The sequence below is a fragment of the Rhodopila sp. genome (assembly GCF_965277165.1).
Lineage (GTDB): Bacteria > Pseudomonadota > Alphaproteobacteria > Acetobacterales > Acetobacteraceae > Rhodopila.
The window spans coordinates 119,357-137,301 of the sequence record NZ_CBDICE010000006.1; the positions used below are offsets into that span (position 1 = coordinate 119,357).

15 protein-coding genes, 1 tRNA gene and 1 pseudogene are annotated in these 17,945 nt (G+C 66.8%); 2 read left to right on the forward strand and 15 right to left on the reverse strand.

Features of this window, described 5'->3' with window-relative positions; all coding sequences use genetic code 11:
- Nucleotides 1–69: 69 nt before the first annotated feature.
- The 12 genes from ACQY4Y_RS12220 to lipB form a co-directional block, all read right to left on the reverse strand.
- Complete coding sequence (locus tag ACQY4Y_RS12220; protein WP_428490894.1) at nt 70–1,536, reverse strand: DUF2125 domain-containing protein; 1,467 nt, start codon at nt 1,534–1,536, stop codon at nt 70–72.
- A 55-nt stretch (nt 1,537–1,591) separates the two neighbouring features.
- Nucleotides 1,592–2,959 (reverse strand): sensor histidine kinase, encoded by a 1,368-nt coding sequence (locus tag ACQY4Y_RS12225; RefSeq protein ID WP_428490895.1) that lies wholly within the window; start codon nt 2,957–2,959, stop codon nt 1,592–1,594.
- Nucleotides 2,960–3,323: 364 nt separating this feature from the next.
- A complete protein-coding gene (locus ACQY4Y_RS12230) occupies nt 3,324–3,755 on the reverse strand; it encodes a tellurite resistance TerB family protein (RefSeq protein ID WP_428490896.1) in 432 nt (143 codons plus the stop codon).
- Between the two features lie 409 nt (nt 3,756–4,164).
- On the reverse strand, nt 4,165–4,872 hold the full coding sequence (locus tag ACQY4Y_RS12235; RefSeq protein WP_428490897.1) for an ABC transporter ATP-binding protein: 708 nt from the start codon (nt 4,870–4,872) through the stop codon (nt 4,165–4,167).
- 3 nt (nt 4,873–4,875) lie between these two features.
- Nucleotides 4,876–5,700, reverse strand: coding sequence for an ABC transporter ATP-binding protein (locus tag ACQY4Y_RS12240; RefSeq protein WP_428490898.1), 825 nt, complete (start codon nt 5,698–5,700; stop codon nt 4,876–4,878).
- A gap of 4 nt (nt 5,701–5,704) precedes the next feature.
- Nucleotides 5,705–7,426 carry a branched-chain amino acid ABC transporter permease gene (locus ACQY4Y_RS12245; protein WP_428490899.1) on the reverse strand — a complete coding sequence of 574 codons (1,722 nt, stop codon included), beginning with the start codon at nt 7,424–7,426 and terminating at the stop codon, nt 5,705–5,707.
- Entirely contained in the window at nt 7,423–8,520 is a 1,098-nt protein-coding gene (locus ACQY4Y_RS12250; protein WP_428490900.1) for a branched-chain amino acid ABC transporter permease, read from the reverse strand. The genes ACQY4Y_RS12245 and ACQY4Y_RS12250 overlap by 4 nt, the downstream gene beginning before the upstream one ends.
- Nucleotides 8,521–8,707: 187 nt before the next feature.
- Nucleotides 8,708–9,973 carry a branched-chain amino acid ABC transporter substrate-binding protein gene (locus tag ACQY4Y_RS12255; protein WP_428490901.1) on the reverse strand — a complete coding sequence of 422 codons (1,266 nt, stop codon included), beginning with the start codon at nt 9,971–9,973 and terminating at the stop codon, nt 8,708–8,710.
- A 239-nt stretch (nt 9,974–10,212) separates the two neighbouring features.
- A complete protein-coding gene (locus tag ACQY4Y_RS12260) occupies nt 10,213–13,056 on the reverse strand; it encodes an ATP-dependent DNA helicase (protein WP_428490902.1) in 2,844 nt (947 codons plus the stop codon).
- A gap of 181 nt (nt 13,057–13,237) precedes the next feature.
- Nucleotides 13,238–13,537 carry a hypothetical protein gene (locus tag ACQY4Y_RS12265; RefSeq protein WP_428490903.1) on the reverse strand — a complete coding sequence of 100 codons (300 nt, stop codon included), beginning with the start codon at nt 13,535–13,537 and terminating at the stop codon, nt 13,238–13,240.
- 289 nt (nt 13,538–13,826) lie between these two features.
- Complete coding sequence (locus tag ACQY4Y_RS12270) at nt 13,827–14,528, reverse strand: helix-turn-helix transcriptional regulator (RefSeq protein ID WP_428490904.1); 702 nt, start codon at nt 14,526–14,528, stop codon at nt 13,827–13,829.
- Nucleotides 14,529–14,882: 354 nt separating this feature from the next.
- Nucleotides 14,883–15,617: a lipoyl(octanoyl) transferase LipB gene (gene lipB / locus ACQY4Y_RS12275; protein WP_428490905.1), complete on the reverse strand. Its 735-nt coding sequence runs from the start codon at nt 15,615–15,617 to the stop codon at nt 14,883–14,885.
- Nucleotides 15,618–15,666: 49 nt separating this feature from the next.
- Between lipB and ACQY4Y_RS12280 the strand changes: the two genes are divergently transcribed.
- A tRNA-Leu gene (locus ACQY4Y_RS12280) sits at nt 15,667–15,752 on the forward strand.
- Nucleotides 15,753–15,777: 25 nt separating this feature from the next.
- Nucleotides 15,778–16,770, forward strand: coding sequence for an LLM class flavin-dependent oxidoreductase (locus tag ACQY4Y_RS12285; RefSeq protein WP_428490906.1), 993 nt, complete (start codon nt 15,778–15,780; stop codon nt 16,768–16,770).
- Here ACQY4Y_RS12285 and ACQY4Y_RS12290 read toward each other — a convergent pair.
- The 3 genes and pseudogenes from ACQY4Y_RS12290 to ACQY4Y_RS12300 form a co-directional block, all read right to left on the reverse strand.
- Nucleotides 16,754–16,948: pseudogene (locus ACQY4Y_RS12290) on the reverse strand (polysaccharide deacetylase family protein); the annotation flags it as partial. The gene ACQY4Y_RS12285 and the pseudogene ACQY4Y_RS12290 sit on opposite strands and share 17 nt — an antisense overlap.
- A gap of 63 nt (nt 16,949–17,011) precedes the next feature.
- Nucleotides 17,012–17,359, reverse strand: a complete 348-nt coding sequence (locus ACQY4Y_RS12295) for a hypothetical protein (protein ID WP_428490907.1) — start codon at nt 17,357–17,359, stop codon at nt 17,012–17,014.
- Nucleotides 17,343–17,666: a hypothetical protein gene (locus ACQY4Y_RS12300; protein ID WP_428490908.1), complete on the reverse strand. Its 324-nt coding sequence runs from the start codon at nt 17,664–17,666 to the stop codon at nt 17,343–17,345. Before ACQY4Y_RS12300 ends, ACQY4Y_RS12295 begins: the two co-directional genes overlap by 17 nt.
- Between the last annotated feature and the right edge of the window lie 279 nt (nt 17,667–17,945).

Sequence of the window (17,945 nt, forward strand, 5' to 3'; positions counted from 1 at the left end):
ATTTCGAGTCAGGCTCTTAAGCAGATCGTTCGGCGCCGATTCGCGAAGCTGGGTTAAGCAGCCAGCCACCTACGGTGTTCCGGGTTGACCGAGCGGGGTGCCGTTCACGGTCAGCGGGCCGTCTCCGAAGCTGATGTCCCAGACCAGGCTGTCGCCCTGTGTTCGGGCAAGCGCCTTGGCGAGGAAGATGATCGGCAATGCCTGTCGCACTGCTGGCAGGCGCTGGAAGCGGGCGAGCCACGCGTCGAGGCCGCGCGCGGCGATGTGGACGTTGCCGGCCAGCCCCGCGGTGGCGGGCGGGCGCAGGTTGACTGACCCGGTGATCGCCAGCGGGCCGGCGTCGATCGACAGCGCCTGGATGGCGATGCGGGCGCCCGGTTCGGCGAGCAGAGCGGTGGCCTGGGCTTGCAGCAGAGCGGGGTCGGACGGGGCCTCGGTCGCGGTTCGCAGCAGCGCGATCAGCCCCGCGGTCGGGACGCCAGCCAGCACCGTCCTGAAGTCGATGTGACGCGGCACGAGGTCCTGGGTTTGCGGCGGCACGGTGGAGCTGGCGATGCCGTCAGCGACGATGGCGAGCCGGCCGTCGAGGCGATTCCGGGCCACGTCACCGGCGATGTGGAGGCGGAGAGTGTCGATGGTGCCTGCGGCGGTGCCGCTCGCGGGGGCGAAGCGGAAGCGGATATCCTGAATGGTTTCGTCCGCCTCGATCCGGTTCAACAGGCCGGGGGCGGCATCGACGACGGCGCGCAATTGCTGGCGCTGCGCCGGGGAGGTGGCGGGTGCCAGGGGCTGTGGATGCATAGGGGGCTGTGGGCGCGCTGGGGGGCTGGCGATGAGGGCACGGACCGCCGCCAGCAGGCGGCCGCCTTGCGCCTGGTCGAGCCCGTCGATCGCGACATGGCCGGCGAGGGCCCGGATGGCGGTGTCGGAGGACCCGCCATCGGTGCCGTGGCCCGCCAGATGGAGACCGGTGGCCTGGTTTTGTGTGCTGAAGCTGATCCGGCGGTCGGGTGCGGCAACGACGGTGCCGTCGCTGGCGAAATGGTCGATGGTCTGGTCGATCCGCTGGTCGGCCTGCTCGGTATGGGTCTGTATGGCGCCGAAGGCGGCGGTGTAGGAGGTCTCGGCGGTCGGTGTCGGACCCAATTTGGCGGCGGCGGCCTGGCTGCCGATGCTGAAGGCGATGCGGCTGGGCGTGCCGTTGCCCAGGACGGTTTGCAGCGTGCCGTTGGGCGGGAAGGCCATGGATGAGACTTCGAAGCCGCCCTGTCGCAGCGGGCGGGCGACGGCGGTGACGGCGGCGTCGGGTGGTGCCGAGAGTCCGGTCAGCGGCAGCCGCACCCTGTAGGTTGATCCGTCGCGGGTGATGCTGACCGAAGCCGGCTGCACCGTCAGCATGCCGAGCGAGGCGAGTGACAGAACTTGCGGCAGGCGGGCGCTGAGTGCCTCTGTTGGCGCGTCGGTAGTTTCAGCCTGTGCCGTCACGGCTTCGAGGGTCAGCAGGAGGAGCAACGCGAAGCGATGGGCGGCTGGCATGGGACCTCGTCGTAACGGTTGCAACGGTCGATGGCGCTGGGTTGGGCGGGGCAGGTCAGTCGGCCTCGGCGAGCCGGGTGGCGGCATTGGCCACCGGCAGCCAGATGCTGACGGTGGTGCCCTGGGCTTCCTCGCTCTCGATCAGCAACTGGCCGCGGTGGCGGTTGACGATGTGCTTGACGATCGCGAGGCCAAGGCCGGTGCCGCCGACGGCGTGGGAGCGTCCCTTGTCGACGCGGTAGAATCGTTCGGTCAGCCGGGGCAGGTCCTGCTTGGGGATGCCGGCGCCCTGATCGGTCACCGCGATGACGATGCCGGGGCGGCTGGGCCAGCGGTTGGCGGGCCGCGCCACGCCGACATCGAGGGTCATCACGCCATCGTCGCGGCCGTATTTCAGGCCGTTGTCGAGCAGGTTCTGCAGCACCTGGGCGATCTGGTCGGCATCGCCGGTGACAACCGGCAGGTCGTCGTCGACGCGCACCGCCAGCTTGACGTTGCGCTGGCGCAGTCGCGGCTCGAAACCGGCGGCCATGCGGTGGATCAGTTCGGCGAGGTCGAGCGGATCGGATGGTGCCTGGTGCTCGGTCAACTCGATGCGCGACAGGCTGAGCAGGTCGTCGATCAGGCGGTTCATCCTGGCGCCCTGCTCGGCCATGATCGCCAGGAAGCGCTGCTGGGCGGGCGGATCGTCGGCGGCCGGTCCGCGCAGGGTTTCGACGAAGCCGATCAGCGAGGCCAGGGGCGTGCGCAACTCATGGCTGACATTGGCGACGAAATCGGCCCGCATCTGCTCCACCGCGCGTTCGCGGGTGCGGTCCGACAACACCACCAGGAGTTGTCCACCATCGGCCAGCGGCGGGTCCATCGGCACCACGGTGGCGTAGAGGTCGCGCGGCACCGGGGCGCGCAGCAGGACCTCGGCGGCCTGCGACTGGTTGGTGGCGAGCGCCCGGTCGATCGCGCCGCGCACGCCGGGATGGCGCAGCACGGCGGGGAGGTCGTCGTCGAGCGCCGAACGGGCGGCGGCGTTGGCGCGGCGGAGGCTGCGATCGTGCGACAGCACGATGACCGGGTCGGGCAGCCGTTCGAGGATCAGGGTGTCGGCGCGGCGGTGCTGTTCCTGCAGCGCCGTTCGGATCGCGAGGCGGCGGGACAGGCGTTCCATTTCGTGCCCCAGGCGGTCCATCAACACGGCGCTTTCGAGCCGCGCAAGGGGGCCGGCGTCGTCGGCGGCGATGCGTCGCACCTGGCCGATCAGCAGGTCGAGGTCGCGTCCCCAGACCAGGGCGAAGGCGCCGGCCAGCAGGATGCTGATTGCGATTGCTGCCAGCGCCGGCCACAAGGCGGCCCATCGAAACACTGCCAGGATTGCCAGCGTGGCGACCGGCGCCGCGGCCAGGCATGTCGCGACCAGGAGCCTCATCGGCGCCGCTGTGACCGCGGGTCCGACCCGAGCGCTTCAGTCGGGTCGGCATCGCGTATCAGGGCAGCGCGATGGGGCGGTTTCTGTTTGAGCAGCCGGTTCACGCGCCGGATCGTGGACGCTGCGTGTCTGGCGCTGTTCCGCGGTCGGGTTCTAGTATCGCGGATCGTTGAAGCGCGGTACTCGGTTTTGCTTTGAAGTAGCCGATTCAAGCAGCGAAGCGTGGTCGCGTTGCGACCCAGGCTGCTCTGCGATCGGATGCTAGACCATCTGCGGCATGACTGTGCATGCTGCAAATGGTCTAGCTCTTTGTTTTGTCGCATGATTCACGCGCCTTGAACGTTCCGCCCAGCGCGATCATGGTCTAGTCGGTTGGTTCGACACGCTGATAGCGGGCGCGAACCCCACGTTCGATGGCGGCGGAGATCAGCGTATCGAGACCCAGTTCACCGCGCACGTATTCCAGCATCTCGAGCGACTGGCGGCGTGCGCCGTCGCCGCCGGCGACCACCTCGCAGCCCAGGGCGTAGGCGGTTTCGCGCAGCTTGCCGGTGAGCGCGGCGCGCAACAGACGGCCGGCATGCTCCAGCCCGTCGTCCTCGTGCAGCAGGCTTGCGGCGCGTTCGGTTACGTCGGCGAGTTCGTTGCTGGTGAAGTCCTGAAACGCCGGCAGGGTTTGCACCAGACCGGACATGATGCCGATTTCGCGGTCTGTCATGCCGCCGTCGGCGGCGGAAACCAATACCATGGTGAGCACCAGTGCCTCGGGCGCGTTGATGTTATCACGTGAACGCATCGAATTCTCCAGGCATGATCGGCATAAGCCACGGGGCAGGCTTAGACCATTTCCGCCCCGAATATGCATGCGGAAAATGGTCTTGTGTCATTTAATGCGGCGCTCGAGCATTTTCAGCATGACTGTGGATGCGGAAAATGGCCTAGTTCTTTGTTCTGACGCGTGATTCATGCACCTCGAACGTTCCGCCCGAGCCGCGATCATGCGCTAGATTAGCGGGCTGCGATCGAGCCTGGCGTATGCGGTTCGGGCCGCAGCGGAGGCGCTCGCGGATCGTGGACTTGTTGGAATGGCAATCGGCGGATGCCGTCGCTGGTTCGCGATGCTGAGGGGGACGAGCCGCCCGTTCGGTGACCTGGGCACCCGGGATTGTCTGATCCTCATTCGATATCGTCCGCCTATCACGAACTCACCCGAGGTAAGCGCGCTGGACTCGCTCATCGTCCAACAAGTCGCTGCCTTTGCCACTCAGGATGATGCGTCCGCTTTCCAGGACGTAGCCGTAATCCGCCATGCTCAGTGCGAGTAGCGCGTTCTGTTCAACCAGCAGTACGGTGACGCCTTCTTCATTAATGGTTCGTATCGTATCGAACACTTGCTCAACCATCATTGGCGACAGACCCATGCTTGGCTCATCCATCAGCAAGGCCCGCGGGCGCGCCATCAGGGCGCGGGCGGTCGCCACCATCTGCTGCTCGCCGCCCGACAGCGTACCGGCGACCTGATTCCACCGTTCGCTCAGGCGCGGGAACAGCGCCATCATTTTCTCCTTGTCGCCGGCGATACCGGCGCGGTCCTTGCGCGTGAAGGCGCCCATTTCGAGGTTTTCCCGCACTGTCAGGCGGGAGAAAATACGCCGGCCTTCGGGGATCTGCACAACGCCGATCGCGGCGATCTCGTGCGCCTGCATGGTGCTCATCCGGCGGCCCTCCAGCCGCACCTCACCGCGCCGCGGATGCAGCAGGCCGCTGATGGTTTTCAGGGTGGTGGACTTGCCGGCGCCGTTGCCGCCGACCAGCGTCACGATGCAACCCTGCTCGACGACGAATGAGACGCCCTTCAGCGCCTCGATCTTGTCGTAGAACACATGGATGTCGTCGACTTCCAGCAGCGCCACGGATCACGCGCCCGCCATGCGCAGCGCGGCGCGGCGGCGCGCGAGGGGCGGAATACCTTTTTGGCGACCAAGGTAAGCCTCGATCACCGCGGGGTCGTTCTGCACCTCGGCCGGCGTGGCCTCGGCGATCTTCATGCCATGATCCAGCACCGTGACGCGGTCCGACATCGTCATGACCACGCGCATCTGATGCTCGATCAGGATGATGGTGATGCCGTAAGTCGCCCGCACGGTGCGGATGAAGTCGATCATGTCGGAGGTTTCGCGCGGGTTCATCCCGGCCGTCGGTTCATCCAGCATCAGCAGCTTCGGCTTGGTCGCGAGCGCTCGACCGATCTCCAGCCGCCGCTGCTCGCCATAGGCCAGGTTGCGCGCCAGGATGTCGCCGCGTCCGCGCAGGCCGACGAAATGCAGCAGCCTGATCGCCTCCTGCTGCGCGTGGGCCTCGTCGTCGCGGGTATGGCGGGTGTTCAGCACCGCGCCCCACCAGTGTGATTTCAGATGCAAGTGCATTCCGACCAGCAGATTCTCGATCGCGGTGATGTTGCGGAACAGCCGAATGTTCTGATAGGTGCGGCTGATCCCGGCGGCGGCGACGCGATCCGGCGTGTAGCCGTTCAGCCGCTCGCCGAGGAACCGCACCTCCCCCGAACTCGGTGCCTGGTTCTGGGTGATGATGTTGAAGGCAGTGGTCTTGCCGGCGCCGTTCGGGCCGATAATGCTGTGGATCGTGTTGGCCTCGACCGACAGATCCAGGTCCGCAACGGCCGCCAGGCCGCCGAACCGCTTGCACAGCTTGGCGGTTGTGAGAATGACATTGCCAGCCATGGCGCTACTCCGCGGGGGCGGCGACGAGGTCGTCATCGGCATGCAGTTCGCGCTGGCGCGTTGGCGAGGGCCAAAGCCCCTCCGGCCGCAGGCGCATCATCAGCACCAGCGCCGCGCCATAGAACAAGTAGCGGTATTCGCCGAATTCGCGCAGCAGTTCGGGCAATCCGATCAGCGCCACGGCGCCAACCATCACGCCGGGAAGGCTACCCATGCCACCGACGATGATCAGCGCCAGCACGTTGATGGAAATCAGCAGCTGGAAACTGGAAGGATAGACCGAACTGAGCATCGTCGCGAAGATCGAACCGGCCAGGCCGGCGAACGCCGCCCCCAGCCCATAGGCCAGCAGCTTGGCCCGCACCAGGTTGATGCCCAGCGCCTGAGCAACGTCTTCATCATCGCGCAGCGCCATCCAGGCTCTGCCCAGCCGCGAGTTCTCCAGTCGCCAGGCGAACCACGCAGCGATCAGCGCCGCGACCAGCGTCAGGTAGAACAGTTGAACCGGCCCGGACAGCACATGGCCGAACAGCGACGGGCGCGGTATCTGCAGCAGCCCCTGCGCCCCACCCAGCAGCGGGGCGGCGAAGTCGGATACCACGATGACGCGGACGATCTCCCCCAGGCCCAAGGTCGCGACCGCCAGATAGTCGCCGCGGACGCCAAGCACAGGAAGCCCGAACAGCACGCCGACGCCGACCGAGCAGAGCACCGCGATCGGCATCGCTTCCCAGAACGTCATTGCGGCCAGGGCGTGCGAATTGTCACCGGTCAGCAGTGCCGTGGCATAGGCACCGACGGCAAAGAACGCGACAAAGCCCAAGTCCAGCAGGCCGGCCAGCCCGACCTCCAGGTTCAGCCCCATGCCCATCAGGATGTAGAGCCCGACCAGCATCATCACCTGCCCGATGTAAGCACCCGCCGCCAGCGGCAGCAGGACCAGGCCGAGCAGCAACAGGCCGCCCTTGACCAACTGACGGCGCTTTCGGGCGGCGGGCGTCGGGGGTGCGGCGTCGCGGCGCAGCAGCCGGGCAATGCCGGACGATGCAAGAGTGAGCGCCACCGCGACGACGAAGACGATCATTGCGCCCTGGGTCGTCAGGCCCTGCCATGTATACAGCAAGTCATTCACAGGCGTCAGCGAGTCGCGCGTCTGCAGCATGATCTGGATCAGTTCCTGGAACACCCCGGCGACGATCACGGCGCTGCATCCGACCACCAGTATGCGACGGGCCAGCGCCGGCAGCAGGGTTTCCAGAGCGCCCATCACGCCCGCCACGCCGCCGGCGGCCAGCATCAGCAGAGACCCATCCGGCACGCCCATGGCAAAGGTCAGCATCTGCGACAGCGCCGGTGATAGCGCGATGAAGATCCAGCGCAGCGGCACCGCCGCCATGACGATCGGCAGCAGCGCCAGCGTGCCACCGGCGATGGCACCCGATGCGAGTCCGCGGATCAGACGGTCGCCCGCCCGCCGGGTGCCGCGCGCGGCGGTCACGCCGACACCCAGCCCGAGGGCCAACAGCGTGGCCTCACCCAGGGTCATGACGCCGACGATGATCGCCCGCCCGTCCAGCATCAGCAGCAGGCCCACCGCCGCCAGGTAGATGCCGATGATACCGAACAGCAGCCCGGTCAGGATGGTCTGGCGGAGCGCCGGGGCGGCATCCGCGGCGGCTTCGGAATCATGCAGGATGGTGGCGATCGCCGGGTCGGGGATGGTCATGCCCGCTCTTTCGCAAGGCGCTCACCGAACAGGCCATGCGGGCGGAAAATCAACACCATGATCAGCAGGGTGAATGCGATCAGGTCGCGCAGCTGATACGGCGCGGGAATGCCGAAGCCGTCGAAGAACAGCGACGGGCCGACGGATTCGAACAAACCTAGGAACAGTCCGCCCACCATGGCGCCGGGCACGTTGCCGATGCCGCCCAGCACCGCGGCGCCGAACGCCTTCACGCCGGGCGTAAATCCGGTAAAGAAATAAACCTGCTTGAAAACGAACGCGTACAGCACGCCGGCGATGCCAGCCATGATCCCGCCGAGCGCAAAGGTGAAGATCACCACCTTGTTCACGTCGATGCCCATCAGGGCGGCGGCTTCCTTGTCCTCGGACACCGCGCGAATTGCCGCGCCCATCTTGGTGTGGCTGACCACGGTGTAGAGAGACGCCATCGACAGGAGTGCCGCGCCGATCACCAGCAGGTCGATCTTCGGCACCATGAACCCGAATACGTTCAGCGCCGGCTGCGTCCAGTGCAGGTCCGGATAGGACTTCACCGAGGAGCCGAACAGGCCGCGGACGGTCTGCTCCAGGAAGAACGACGCGCCGATCGCGCTGATCAGGGGCGCGAAGCCGCGCACATGGCGGAACGGCCGGTAGGCCAGGCGCTCAACCAGCAGGGCGCTGGCGGTGGAGACGATAACGGAGATCAGCAGGGTGGCCAGCACGGCGATGATGGCGTGACGGGCCAGGAAGCCCGACCGGTCGAAACTGTCGGCGACGAAATAGCCGGCGAATGCCCCGGTCATCATGATGTCGCCGTGGGCGAAGTTGATCAGCCGGAGCACGCCGTAGACCATCGTGTAACCGAGCGCGATCTGCGCGTAGATGCTGCCAATGGTGATGCCGAACAGGACGAAATCGACCCATTGCGTGATGCCGTAGCGCGACCGGATCAGCGTGCCGACGGTGCCACCGATCATCACGGCCAGCACCACGATCCGCAGGGTCCAAAGCGCGACATCGACGAAGGTAACACGGTGCAGGAACTGCCGCAGCCTGTCGGCGGATTGGACCGGCAGTGCGGCTTCACTCATGCGACGCTCCGGTGCAGCGAATCGGGCATGCTGGCCGCATCCTCTGGGTTTTCAGTGGCCTGCTGATCCTCTGCGTCCGCCGCGTCGTGCGGCGGACTTCGCGGGCAGGACACTAACTGTTTGTTTGCAGTGGCCTGCTGATCCCCTACGTCCGCCGCATAATGCGACGGACTTCGGAGGCAGGACACTACGGGAAGATCCGCTTTGGATTGGTGCCGACCTTGAAAGTGGTCGGATCGTCGCTGACGAACTCGTACACCGCGGGTTTGAAGGTGGAGCAGTCGCCGTGCTCGCCGCACCTGATCGGCCCGCTGTCGCCGTCGAAGGAGGACTGGAACGCGGCGTCACGCAGCGCCTTGCGGCCGATATACAAAGCGCCGTCGGGGCCGGTCTTGGCGACCTTCTCGATCGCCTTGATGGCGATCTCGGCGGCGTCATAGGCGTTGGCGTGATAGCCCGAGATCGGCGCCTCGCCGAACATCTTGGTGTATTCGGCGACCAGCGCCGGGTAGCCCTTGCCCCGCGCCTCGGGCGAGACGTCGGGGTAGCAGATGCGGAAGCCGACGACCGAGGGGCCGGCGGCCTGGATGAATTCGGGGGCCATCAGCGATCCACCGCCGATCAGGGCGGTCTTTTGCAGCCCGGGAATATCCTTGGATTGCCGCAACAACTGCGCTGCCGCGGCGATGAAGATCGGCATGTAGATCGCATCGGGCTTTTCGGTCGCGATGCGGGTCAGCACCGGGTGCATGTCCACGTCGGTGGGCGCCACCGCCTCGGTCGACAGCACCTTGCCGCCGAGTTCGGTGAAGTTCTTGGCCATGACGGCGGCGAGCTGCTGAGCGTAGGGGCTGCCGTCGTGGATGGCGACGACGGTGCGGGCGCCGAGCTTGGTGTAAAGCCAGGTGGCGTCGGCCTTGCCTTGCCCAAGGTCGCTCGGGATGGTGCGCAGGAAGCCATCATATTCGGGCTTGCGGTCGGGCGCGGTGAGTGAGGGAGCACTGGCGGCGTTCGAAACATCGGCGATGCCGGCCTGCCACAGGATGGGCGCCGCCGGCGTTGCGGCAGACGAACAGGCCGGGCCCAGCACGATCACCATGTTTGGGATGGAGGCCAGCTTGGTAGCCGCGGTCTGGCCGCCCTCGGCGGAGCAAGCGTCATCCTCGACGACGAAGTTGATCGGGTGCCCGTCGATTTTGTTGCCGGCATCCGCCAGCGCCACTTTCGTGCCGCGCATGGAATCGGTGCCGAGGGCGGTATCGGGGCCGGAGATGACCCAGTAACCGCCGATGGTGACCGGGGCGCCTTTCGGGATCCGTATCACGCCAATCGGGTCGGTCACCCCGCCGCGGGTTTGTTGCGCCAGCGCCGAGGTGTCGGGAGGCAGTGCGAGGGCGGTGATGACGCCCGCGAGAGTAAAGAACCGTGCCGTCGAGATGGGATGACGTAGCATGCTGAACTCCTAGGCTGCCATTGAGGGCTTCGCCTTTGATCGAGCCGGCTAACCTTCTTCACCGATCGTAAGAATGGAGCATAGACGCAGAACAATGGCGCTTTTGTCCAAGATGCCATCATCTTTGCCAATGTCACTGACGATAATCGCGTATACGGGGGGCGATCTTGGAATTAGCGTAGCAAACCGCATGCCACACAGCGACGCGTCACGCACGGTCGGTGCAGCCCGATGCTGCTCTACCCCGGCGGTGGTGGTGTCACAAAGGCACGAGTCCGTAGAAAGGTGGCGGTTTCGGCGACGGCTTGGGCCAGGCCGACGCGCTGCACCGTGACACCGGGGGGAAACGACGACATCAGGCGGCTGGGGGCCTGACGGTCGAGCAGCACGAACACGCCGCGATCGGAGGCGCGGCGGATCAGCCGCCCGAACGCCTGGCGCAGCCGCAGGCGGACGATCCGGTCGTCATATCCCTTGGGATCGCCGTCGGACAGGTGGATGCGTCGCTCGCGGTGCAGGATGTCAGGCCGCGGCCAGGGGGTGCGCTCGAACACCACCAGGCGCAGCGCGTTGCCGGGCACGTCCACCCCGTCGCGCATCGCGTCGGTGCCGAGCAGGCAACTTTCCTGTTCGGCTCGGAAGATGTCGACCAGGGTGGCGTTGCCCATCGCATCGACGTGCTGGGCGTAGAGCGGGATGCCGGCCTGTTCCAACTCCGGAGCGATGCGGGCGTGCACCGCGCGCAGCCGGGCGATCGCGGTGAACAGGCCGAGGCCGCTGCCCTCGGAGGCCAGGAACAATGCCCGATAGGCGGCGGCGAGCTGGTCCAGGTTGCCTGGCGTGACGTCGGTGACCACGAAGGCTCGGGTCTGCAGGGCGTAATCGAACGGCGAAGCCACCGCCGCGCGGATCGCCGGCGAGGGCAGATGCGGCGCGCCGACCCGTGCCTCGGCCGAGGTCCACGCGGTTTCCGGGTCGGCCTCGCCGGAGTCGCGCAGCGTCGCCGAGGTGACCAGCAAGCCTTGCGCCGGCGCGGCCAGGGTGGTGGCGAACGGGATGGTCGGGTCGAGCCAATGGCGGTGCAGGCCGACATCGAGGTCGCGCGGTCCGTCGCGGCGGTCGAGCCGGAGGAACAGCACATGGGTCGGGCGCTTGCCGGGTTCGGGCTGCGGTTCGGTCAGGCTCCAGAGCATGGTCTGCCAGGCCTGCAGCGGATTGAGCGCGCGCCGAGTGAGCGACCGCCCGATCGCCTCGATCCGATTGCGGGTGGCTTCGTCGAGTTCCTCGGCTTCATCGTCCAGCCGGGCGAGCAGGCGTTCGCGCAGGGTGGCGAGCGGTTCGGTGATCCTGGCCAGCGCCTTGGCAAGGCTTTCGGCGGCCGCGGCGGCATCCTGGTTGAGCGGGAACACGTCGCATTCGATCGAGCCTTGGGGGCCTCGGGGATCGGCGCCGGGCGAACGCGCCAGCAGTTGGCGGCGGATCAGCCGCAGGAAGGATTCGGCGGGGTTGGGGCGGCCCGGTTCGATGTGGCTGAGTTCGGGGGTGTCGCGTTCGGGGTCGGGGTCCTGCATGCGGGCAGCCCAATCGGCGGGCGTCAGGGCGTTGGCGGCGGCCAGCGCGGCATCCAGCGGCGCCACCAAGGCGGGGCGGTCGGCGACCAGGTCGTCGAGCCGCTTGCGCAGGCCGCGGGCGCGCGAGCGGCCACCCTCGGCGCCGCGCAGCCAGCGCCTGAGTTCGGCGGTCTCGATGCCGGACAGCGCGGCGGAGAATGCGCTGTCGGCGGCGTCGAACACGTGGTGACCTTCGTCGAACACGTAGCGGGTCGGCACCGCGTTGTCGTCGAGGCCGCCCCAGGCCGCCTGGGTCATCACCAGGGCGTGGTTGGCGACCACCAGTTCGGCGGTGCGGGAGCGGCGGATGGTGTGTTCGATGAAGCAGCGGCGCCAGTGCGGGCAGGCGGCGTGGATGCACTCGCCGCGGCGGTCGGCGAGCGAGGCGATCAGCGCGGTGCCGAACAGTTCCGGCAGCCAGCCGGGCAGGTCGCCGCCCTGCACGTCGCCGTCGTCGGTGGCCATCGCCCAGCGGGCGATCAGGCCGAGCGGGATGACCTGCTGGTGCATGAAGCCGCCGGAAGCGCTGCCGACGGCGTCCTCGAGGTTCAGCAGGCAGAGGTAGTTCTCGCGTCCCTTGCGGACCACGATGCGCCGGCGCCGCTGGGTCGGGTCGGGGATCAGCCGTTCCAGTTCGTCGTCGATCTGGCGCTGCAGGTGACGGGTGAAGGTGCTGATCCAGACCGCGCCGCGGTTCTTTTCCGCCCACAGGCTGGCGGGGGCGAGGTATCCCAGCGTCTTGCCGGTGCCGGTGCCGGCCTCGGCCAGCACCAGATGGGGATCGCCGCGGATTTCGCGCGGGGCGAAGGCGGCGGCGGCGGCGGCGGCGTAGTCGCCCTGGCCGGGGCGTTGTTCGGCGTGCGGGCCCAGCATGGCGGCGAGCCGCAGGCGGGCCTCGGATTCGGGGACCGGGTGGGCGGACGGCGGCGGCTGCGGGGCGGCATCCTCCCACTCGGGGAGTTTCTTCCACACTTTCATCGGTTCGTTGGTCGCCGCGGCGTCGGGGCGGCCGAGCGCGTGGGTGACGTAGCCGCCCCAGCCCCAGCCGGCCTTCTGCATGCGCGCGGCCAGGGTGGCGGCGTCGCGGTTGAGCAGGGTGTCGCGGCCTTGGGCAAGCTGGTTCAGCAGCGTGGCGGCGAGGTCGGGCAGCCGGGTGACCTCGGCTTCGAGGCCGATCGGCGGCTGATCGTCGTCCAGCGCCATGGCCAGGCCGCGCGGGGTCGGCGCGGCGGTGCGGGCGGGTCGGACGAAGGCGAACAGGTCGAGCAGGTCGAACGCGGGGCCGGGGCGGATGCCGAGGCGGCGGAAGGTGGCCGGTGCGTGCACCAGGATCGGCGGCGGCAGGGTTTTCAGCAGCGCGGCGGCATCTTGTGTGGGCAGCAGCAGGAGTTCGCCGTCCGGGGTGAGGACGGCGGCGCGGCCGTGGCCGGCGACCACGGAAGGGGCGTCGGGCAGCGCGATGGAAGGGCTCACAGGGCGTGTGTAGCGCGGTTTTGGCGCGGCGTCAGCACAGCCGCGTGGTTCGGCGGGCGGACCATGGTTCGGGATGGCGCGGCGGTCCGGTCGGCGGCGTTGGGTCGGGTCCGGTCGGGGCGGGGCTGCCGCGCCGGGCTGGCGGCGGCTGTCGTGTTGCAGACAGCCGCCGATTAGCCGGTCAGTCCGATCGCGGCGCGTCCTGGTAGCGGCGATGGGTGCCGTTCAGGATCGCCGGGATGTCGAGCCGGGTGAGGCCGATATCGCGGAGGTCGCGATCGTTGAAGCGGTTGAGAGTTTCGCTATCGCGGGCGTGTTGGCGGCGGATCCTGACCCAGCGGATGGCCTGGTCCGCCAGATGGTCGAGAAAGAACGCGACGCGCTGCAGCGCCGGCCGCAGACGCGGCCGAGGCTTCGGGCGTTTTCGTTCGGTGAGCCAATGACGTTGATACCAATCCTGATCGATGATGAACGGCAGCATGACCGTTACTCCTGCTTGAGCTGAAGAGCGGCTGGCTGAACTTGCGCAGCCGTGTTCTGTCTTGTTGGACAGACGCTCAAGCCCGTGGTCGGTGCATGGCCGGTTGTTACCGGATCCGGTTCGACCGTCAGAGGATGGCGGTGCGATCCGCAACCGAGGCGGGGTGCTGAGCGTGTGTCCGCGTCACGCGGATGTACATGTGGTCATAGTATCGAATCCCTGGACCATTTTCAGCTGGCCTCGCGGTTTGATCGATCTTGATTGTTGCACCAGGATCGGGCGAGGGTGATCAGAATGCCTCGGCCCGCCAGCTTGGCGCATCCTCTGAACGGATGATGCGGGACGAATTATTTTTGTTTTGGTTAACAAATAAGCGGCGCAGGAAGAGGTGGCTGGCCAGCAGCCGGACCAGATCCGCCTGACGGCGGGCCTGGGTCTTTTCGAAGATCGCCCGCAGCTGGGAACGAACCGTGTTGAGTGTAACGCCGAGCTTTTCGGCGGCGGTGGTCAGCGACTCGCCGGAGAGCAGATGGGCGGCGAGTGTGGCCTCGGCCCTGGTCAGTTGAAAGGCGTGCTGGAAGATTTGCGCCTCGGTCGCGGCGTCGGCCTGGCGATGGGTATCGACGAACAGCACGACTTCGGCGGCCGCGGCGGGGTCGAGCGCCGGGGCCAAGGCGGCGATGACGATACGATACATCGGCATATCGGATTCGCCGGCGACCGCGACTACCGGGTTGGGCGAGGCGGCATCGGATGAGCGCTTTGCGACGTTGCCGACCGCGGCGATGAGCAGATTTGTGGCGTCCGCGGTGGCTGCGTACAGGCGGCCGCGCGCGATTCGCAGGCCGTCGCCGCGCCGGATCAGTTCCTGGCCGGCGGGATTGGTGAAATAGACGTGCAAGGAACGATCGACGGTCAGCACGCCGATATCGAGGCAGGCGAGGACGGCGCGTAGTTCCTGGTTGGCGGTGTCCGATGGTGGGCGAGACATGTTCCGGGCTTCGAACGGGTCGGTGAGCAGATCCGGAAAGGTCCCAGTTATGGAAAAGGCCCCGTCCGGTTTCGGCGGGGCCTGGAACAGCAAGCGGTTCGGCTACCCTACCGTGGAGTTGTGTTGGTATCGCGCGTGCGCGCCGGGCACATGGTGCCGGCGGACAGCCGAATAAATGGGATTTCGCTCTGCATGGTGCTTGAGTAGAAACGGCGGGGGCAAAGTAAAGCTTAATATGCGCCGTTCGGAACGTCAGCGCATCTCGTGGCTACACGAATTCGTGCGACGAGCGAGGTCGTGGGCCAAGACGAGCGACGGTGCGTGCTTTCAGGGCGTGCGTTCAAGACGGGGGGTTCAGGCTTCGGGTGAGTCGCCGAACACCTCGTGCCAGGCGGCGCGCAGGGCGGTGTCGGCATCGCGCATGGTGGCTGTGATGCCGAGCGCGGCGAGGCTGGTGACGCCGTATTGTGGCAGGCCGCAGGGGACGATGCCGCCGAAGTGGGTCAGGTCAGGGTCGACGTTGAGTGCGATGCCGTGCCAACTGACCCAGCGGGTGACCCGCACGCCGATGGCGCCGATCTTGGCCTCGGCCCCGGTGATTGGGTCGGCGACCCAGATGCCGACGCGGCCGTCGCGGCGTTCGCCCTTGACGTCGAAGCGGTCGAGGGTGCGGATCAGCCATTGCTCCAGGCCGTTGACGAAGCAGCGGATGTCGTGCGCCGGGACGCTGCCGTGGGGGTGGTCGAGGTCGAGCATCACGTAGGCGGTACGCTGGCCGGGTCCGTGATAGGTCCATTGCCCGCCGCGGCCGGCGGCGAAGGTGGGAAACCGGGTCGGGTCGGTGAGTTCCGCCGGCTTGGCGGAGGTGCCGGCGGTGTAGAGCGGTGGATGCTCGACCAGCCAGACGCATTCGCGCGCGGTGCCGGCGCGGATGGCGGCGACCCGGGCCTGCATGTCGGCGAGCGCCGCGGGGTATTCGGTGAGGCCGTCGGCGAGGCGCCATTGCGCTGGCTGGGAGCGAGGTGGCTGGGAACCAGGCCGATGGGAACGGTGCAGCTGGGCACCGGGCTGCTGGGAGCAAGAGGTCATTGAACCGATATCATTCATCCGTTATATGCCGCCGCCAGCCTACCACGGTGCGGTCGTGGCGGAATGGTAGACGCGCAAGCTTGAGGTGCTTGTGGGGGCAACCTCGTGGAAGTTCGAGTCTTCTCGACCGCACCAAATCGATCCGACCGCTTGCGGGTAGATGGGCTCGGGTCCGCGCCCGGGCAATCCAGCGGAGGGTAACTTGCAGACAGACCGGCGTCGCAACCCGCTGTTTGGTCCCAATCGGTTCAAGCTGGGAATCTTCAGCGCCAACTGCGACGGCGGCCTGACCATGAGCCTGGCGCCCGACCGCTGGAAGGCCGAATGGGCCGATATCGCGGCGATGACCGGTATCGCCGACGAGGCGGGGCTGGAGTTCATCCTGCCGGTCGCCAAATGGCGCGGCTACCAGGGCAAGGCGAAGATCTACGGTCGGTCGTTCGAGACCCTGACCCATGGCGCGGCGCTGGCCGCGCTGACCAAACGCATCGCCATCTTCTGCACGATTCACGTGCCGCTGGTGACGCCCGCGTTTGCCGCCAAGGCGATGGCGACCATCGACCATGTCAGCAACGGCCGAGCCGGGTTGAACATCGTCTGCGGCTGGAACCAGGAGGAGTTCGATCTGCACGGCGTCACCATCGACCAGGACTCGCGCTACGACCACGGGCTGGAGTGGTTCCAGGTCTGGTCGAGACTGCTCGCCGGGGGGCCGGAGTTCGACTGGGACGGCCGTTTCTTCAAGCTGCGGCGGCTGCAGACCGATCCGCTGTCGATCCAGCGGCCGTGGCCGGCGGTGATGTCGGCCGGCTTTTCGCCGAAGGGGCGCGACTTCGCCGCGCAGGCGGCCGACGTGCTGTTCACCAACCTGACCCAGCTTGAGCAGGTTCCGGCGATCCTGACGGATATCAATGATCATATGGCCACGCGTGGCCGCGCCATCTCGGTGTTTACGATGTCGCATGTGGTGTGCCGGCCGACCCGGCGGGAAGCCGAGGAGTTCTATCACTACTTCGCCGAAGAGATGGCCGACGAGGAGGGCCAGGACTACTACCGCCGGATGCGTGGAACCACTGCACGCCGATCTCGTGTCCCGCTTCGGCTACGGCCTGCATCTGCTGTGGAAAGGTCTCGATCGAGTGGCCGGGAATGAACCATGTTGTTTTGATACCAAACCGACGAAACAGCTCGACAAGACGTGGCGCGCCAACCTCGCCGGAAAACAGGCCGCGTGAGATGTCATCGGGCGAGTCTTCGCCGCCATATGAACCCAGCCAGCCGGCCACGGCGTCAACATCGACGCCAAAGCCGCAGAGTATTTCCTTTGTCATTGATCCCTCATGATTACACCGATCCGCAACAAACAGATTTCCGTCGACGGCCCGCGATGGGTCTCAAAGTTCTGATTGGAACTGCTGCTCCTCCCGCCCGCGTACCAGCTGAGACAAGGTCACCGCCAGCACCAGGGCGACCCCAAAAAACATGTCCCGCACAAAACTGCTTCCACCCATGAACTCCAGACCGGTGATGCCGACCCCCAGGAATGAGTGGCGATCGCCGAACCCCAGGCGTTGAACCGCCCCGGCGCAATACTGGTCGAACCCTGGAAGGGTCCGACGCCCCCTGCGTCCCCGCATACAGCCGACGAACAGCTTCTGCAGCCCGATCGCAGTGAATTCAGACACATACCAGACCAGGACGTACAGCAAAAGAGCATAGTAGAACTCAAGCGGGATCTCCAACAGCCGGTGGGAAATGCTGCTGAGTGCAGGTTTCGCCGGTGCCCATCCGCACCTTGTCCTCCTGGATCAGCCGCAGCACGAACGGCGCGCGGTTGAAGGCATCAATCTTCATTCGTTCGGTGGCATTGACGGCAATCACCGCACGCACCACGAACTGCGACATGCTGTCATAGATCACAATGAAGGTGTTCATCGTCCGGTCACTCAGCAGCGCCGACGGAACGTTCGGCGTGATCCCCGTGCCCCAGCCAACAACCGGAAGTTCATCACCCTGCCTTGCAATGCTCGCTGTGCTTAGTTTCCACAACGACCCCGGCAGCCATGCTGTCGGTCGAAAGCGGGCCGGAGGAGATCAGCACCAGCGCTTTCATGTTGCCCCTGGTCTGCACCACCGCCCAGTCCAGCTTTGACGAACCGACTTCGTAGTAATCGATCGGGATTCGGCATCGGCGTTCTTGCGCACGATAGCCGAATGTTCCTTGCCGTTGTAACCCGACGACACCACAGGCACTCCGGCCGCCCTGGCGCCGCGCACCTGAGGCACCAGCACGCGCAGATCAGTGGCCGCCAGCAGGTCGATAAGGCT

Excerpts from the sequence above, each read along its gene's own strand:
- ACQY4Y_RS12265 (WP_428490903.1), bottom strand. The coding sequence starts at position 13,537 with ATGCTGCCGTTCATCATCGATCAGGATTGGTATCAACGTCATTGGCTC.
- ACQY4Y_RS12240 (WP_428490898.1), bottom strand. The coding sequence starts at position 5,700 with ATGGCTGGCAATGTCATTCTCACAACCGCCAAGCTGTGCAAGCGGTTC.
- ACQY4Y_RS12270 (WP_428490904.1), bottom strand. The coding sequence starts at position 14,528 with ATGTCTCGCCCACCATCGGACACCGCCAACCAGGAACTACGCGCCGTC.
- ACQY4Y_RS12220 (WP_428490894.1), bottom strand. The coding sequence starts at position 1,536 with ATGCCAGCCGCCCATCGCTTCGCGTTGCTCCTCCTGCTGACCCTCGAA.
- ACQY4Y_RS12225 (WP_428490895.1), bottom strand. The coding sequence starts at position 2,959 with ATGAGGCTCCTGGTCGCGACATGCCTGGCCGCGGCGCCGGTCGCCACG.
- lipB (WP_428490905.1), bottom strand. The coding sequence starts at position 15,617 with ATGACCTCTTGCTCCCAGCAGCCCGGTGCCCAGCTGCACCGTTCCCAT.
- ACQY4Y_RS12245 (WP_428490899.1), bottom strand. The coding sequence starts at position 7,426 with ATGACCATCCCCGACCCGGCGATCGCCACCATCCTGCATGATTCCGAA.
- ACQY4Y_RS12255 (WP_428490901.1), bottom strand. The coding sequence starts at position 9,973 with ATGCTACGTCATCCCATCTCGACGGCACGGTTCTTTACTCTCGCGGGC.
- ACQY4Y_RS12250 (WP_428490900.1), bottom strand. The coding sequence starts at position 8,520 with ATGAGTGAAGCCGCACTGCCGGTCCAATCCGCCGACAGGCTGCGGCAG.
- ACQY4Y_RS12230 (WP_428490896.1), bottom strand. The coding sequence starts at position 3,755 with ATGCGTTCACGTGATAACATCAACGCGCCCGAGGCACTGGTGCTCACC.
- ACQY4Y_RS12285 (WP_428490906.1), top strand. The coding sequence starts at position 15,778 with ATGGGCTCGGGTCCGCGCCCGGGCAATCCAGCGGAGGGTAACTTGCAG.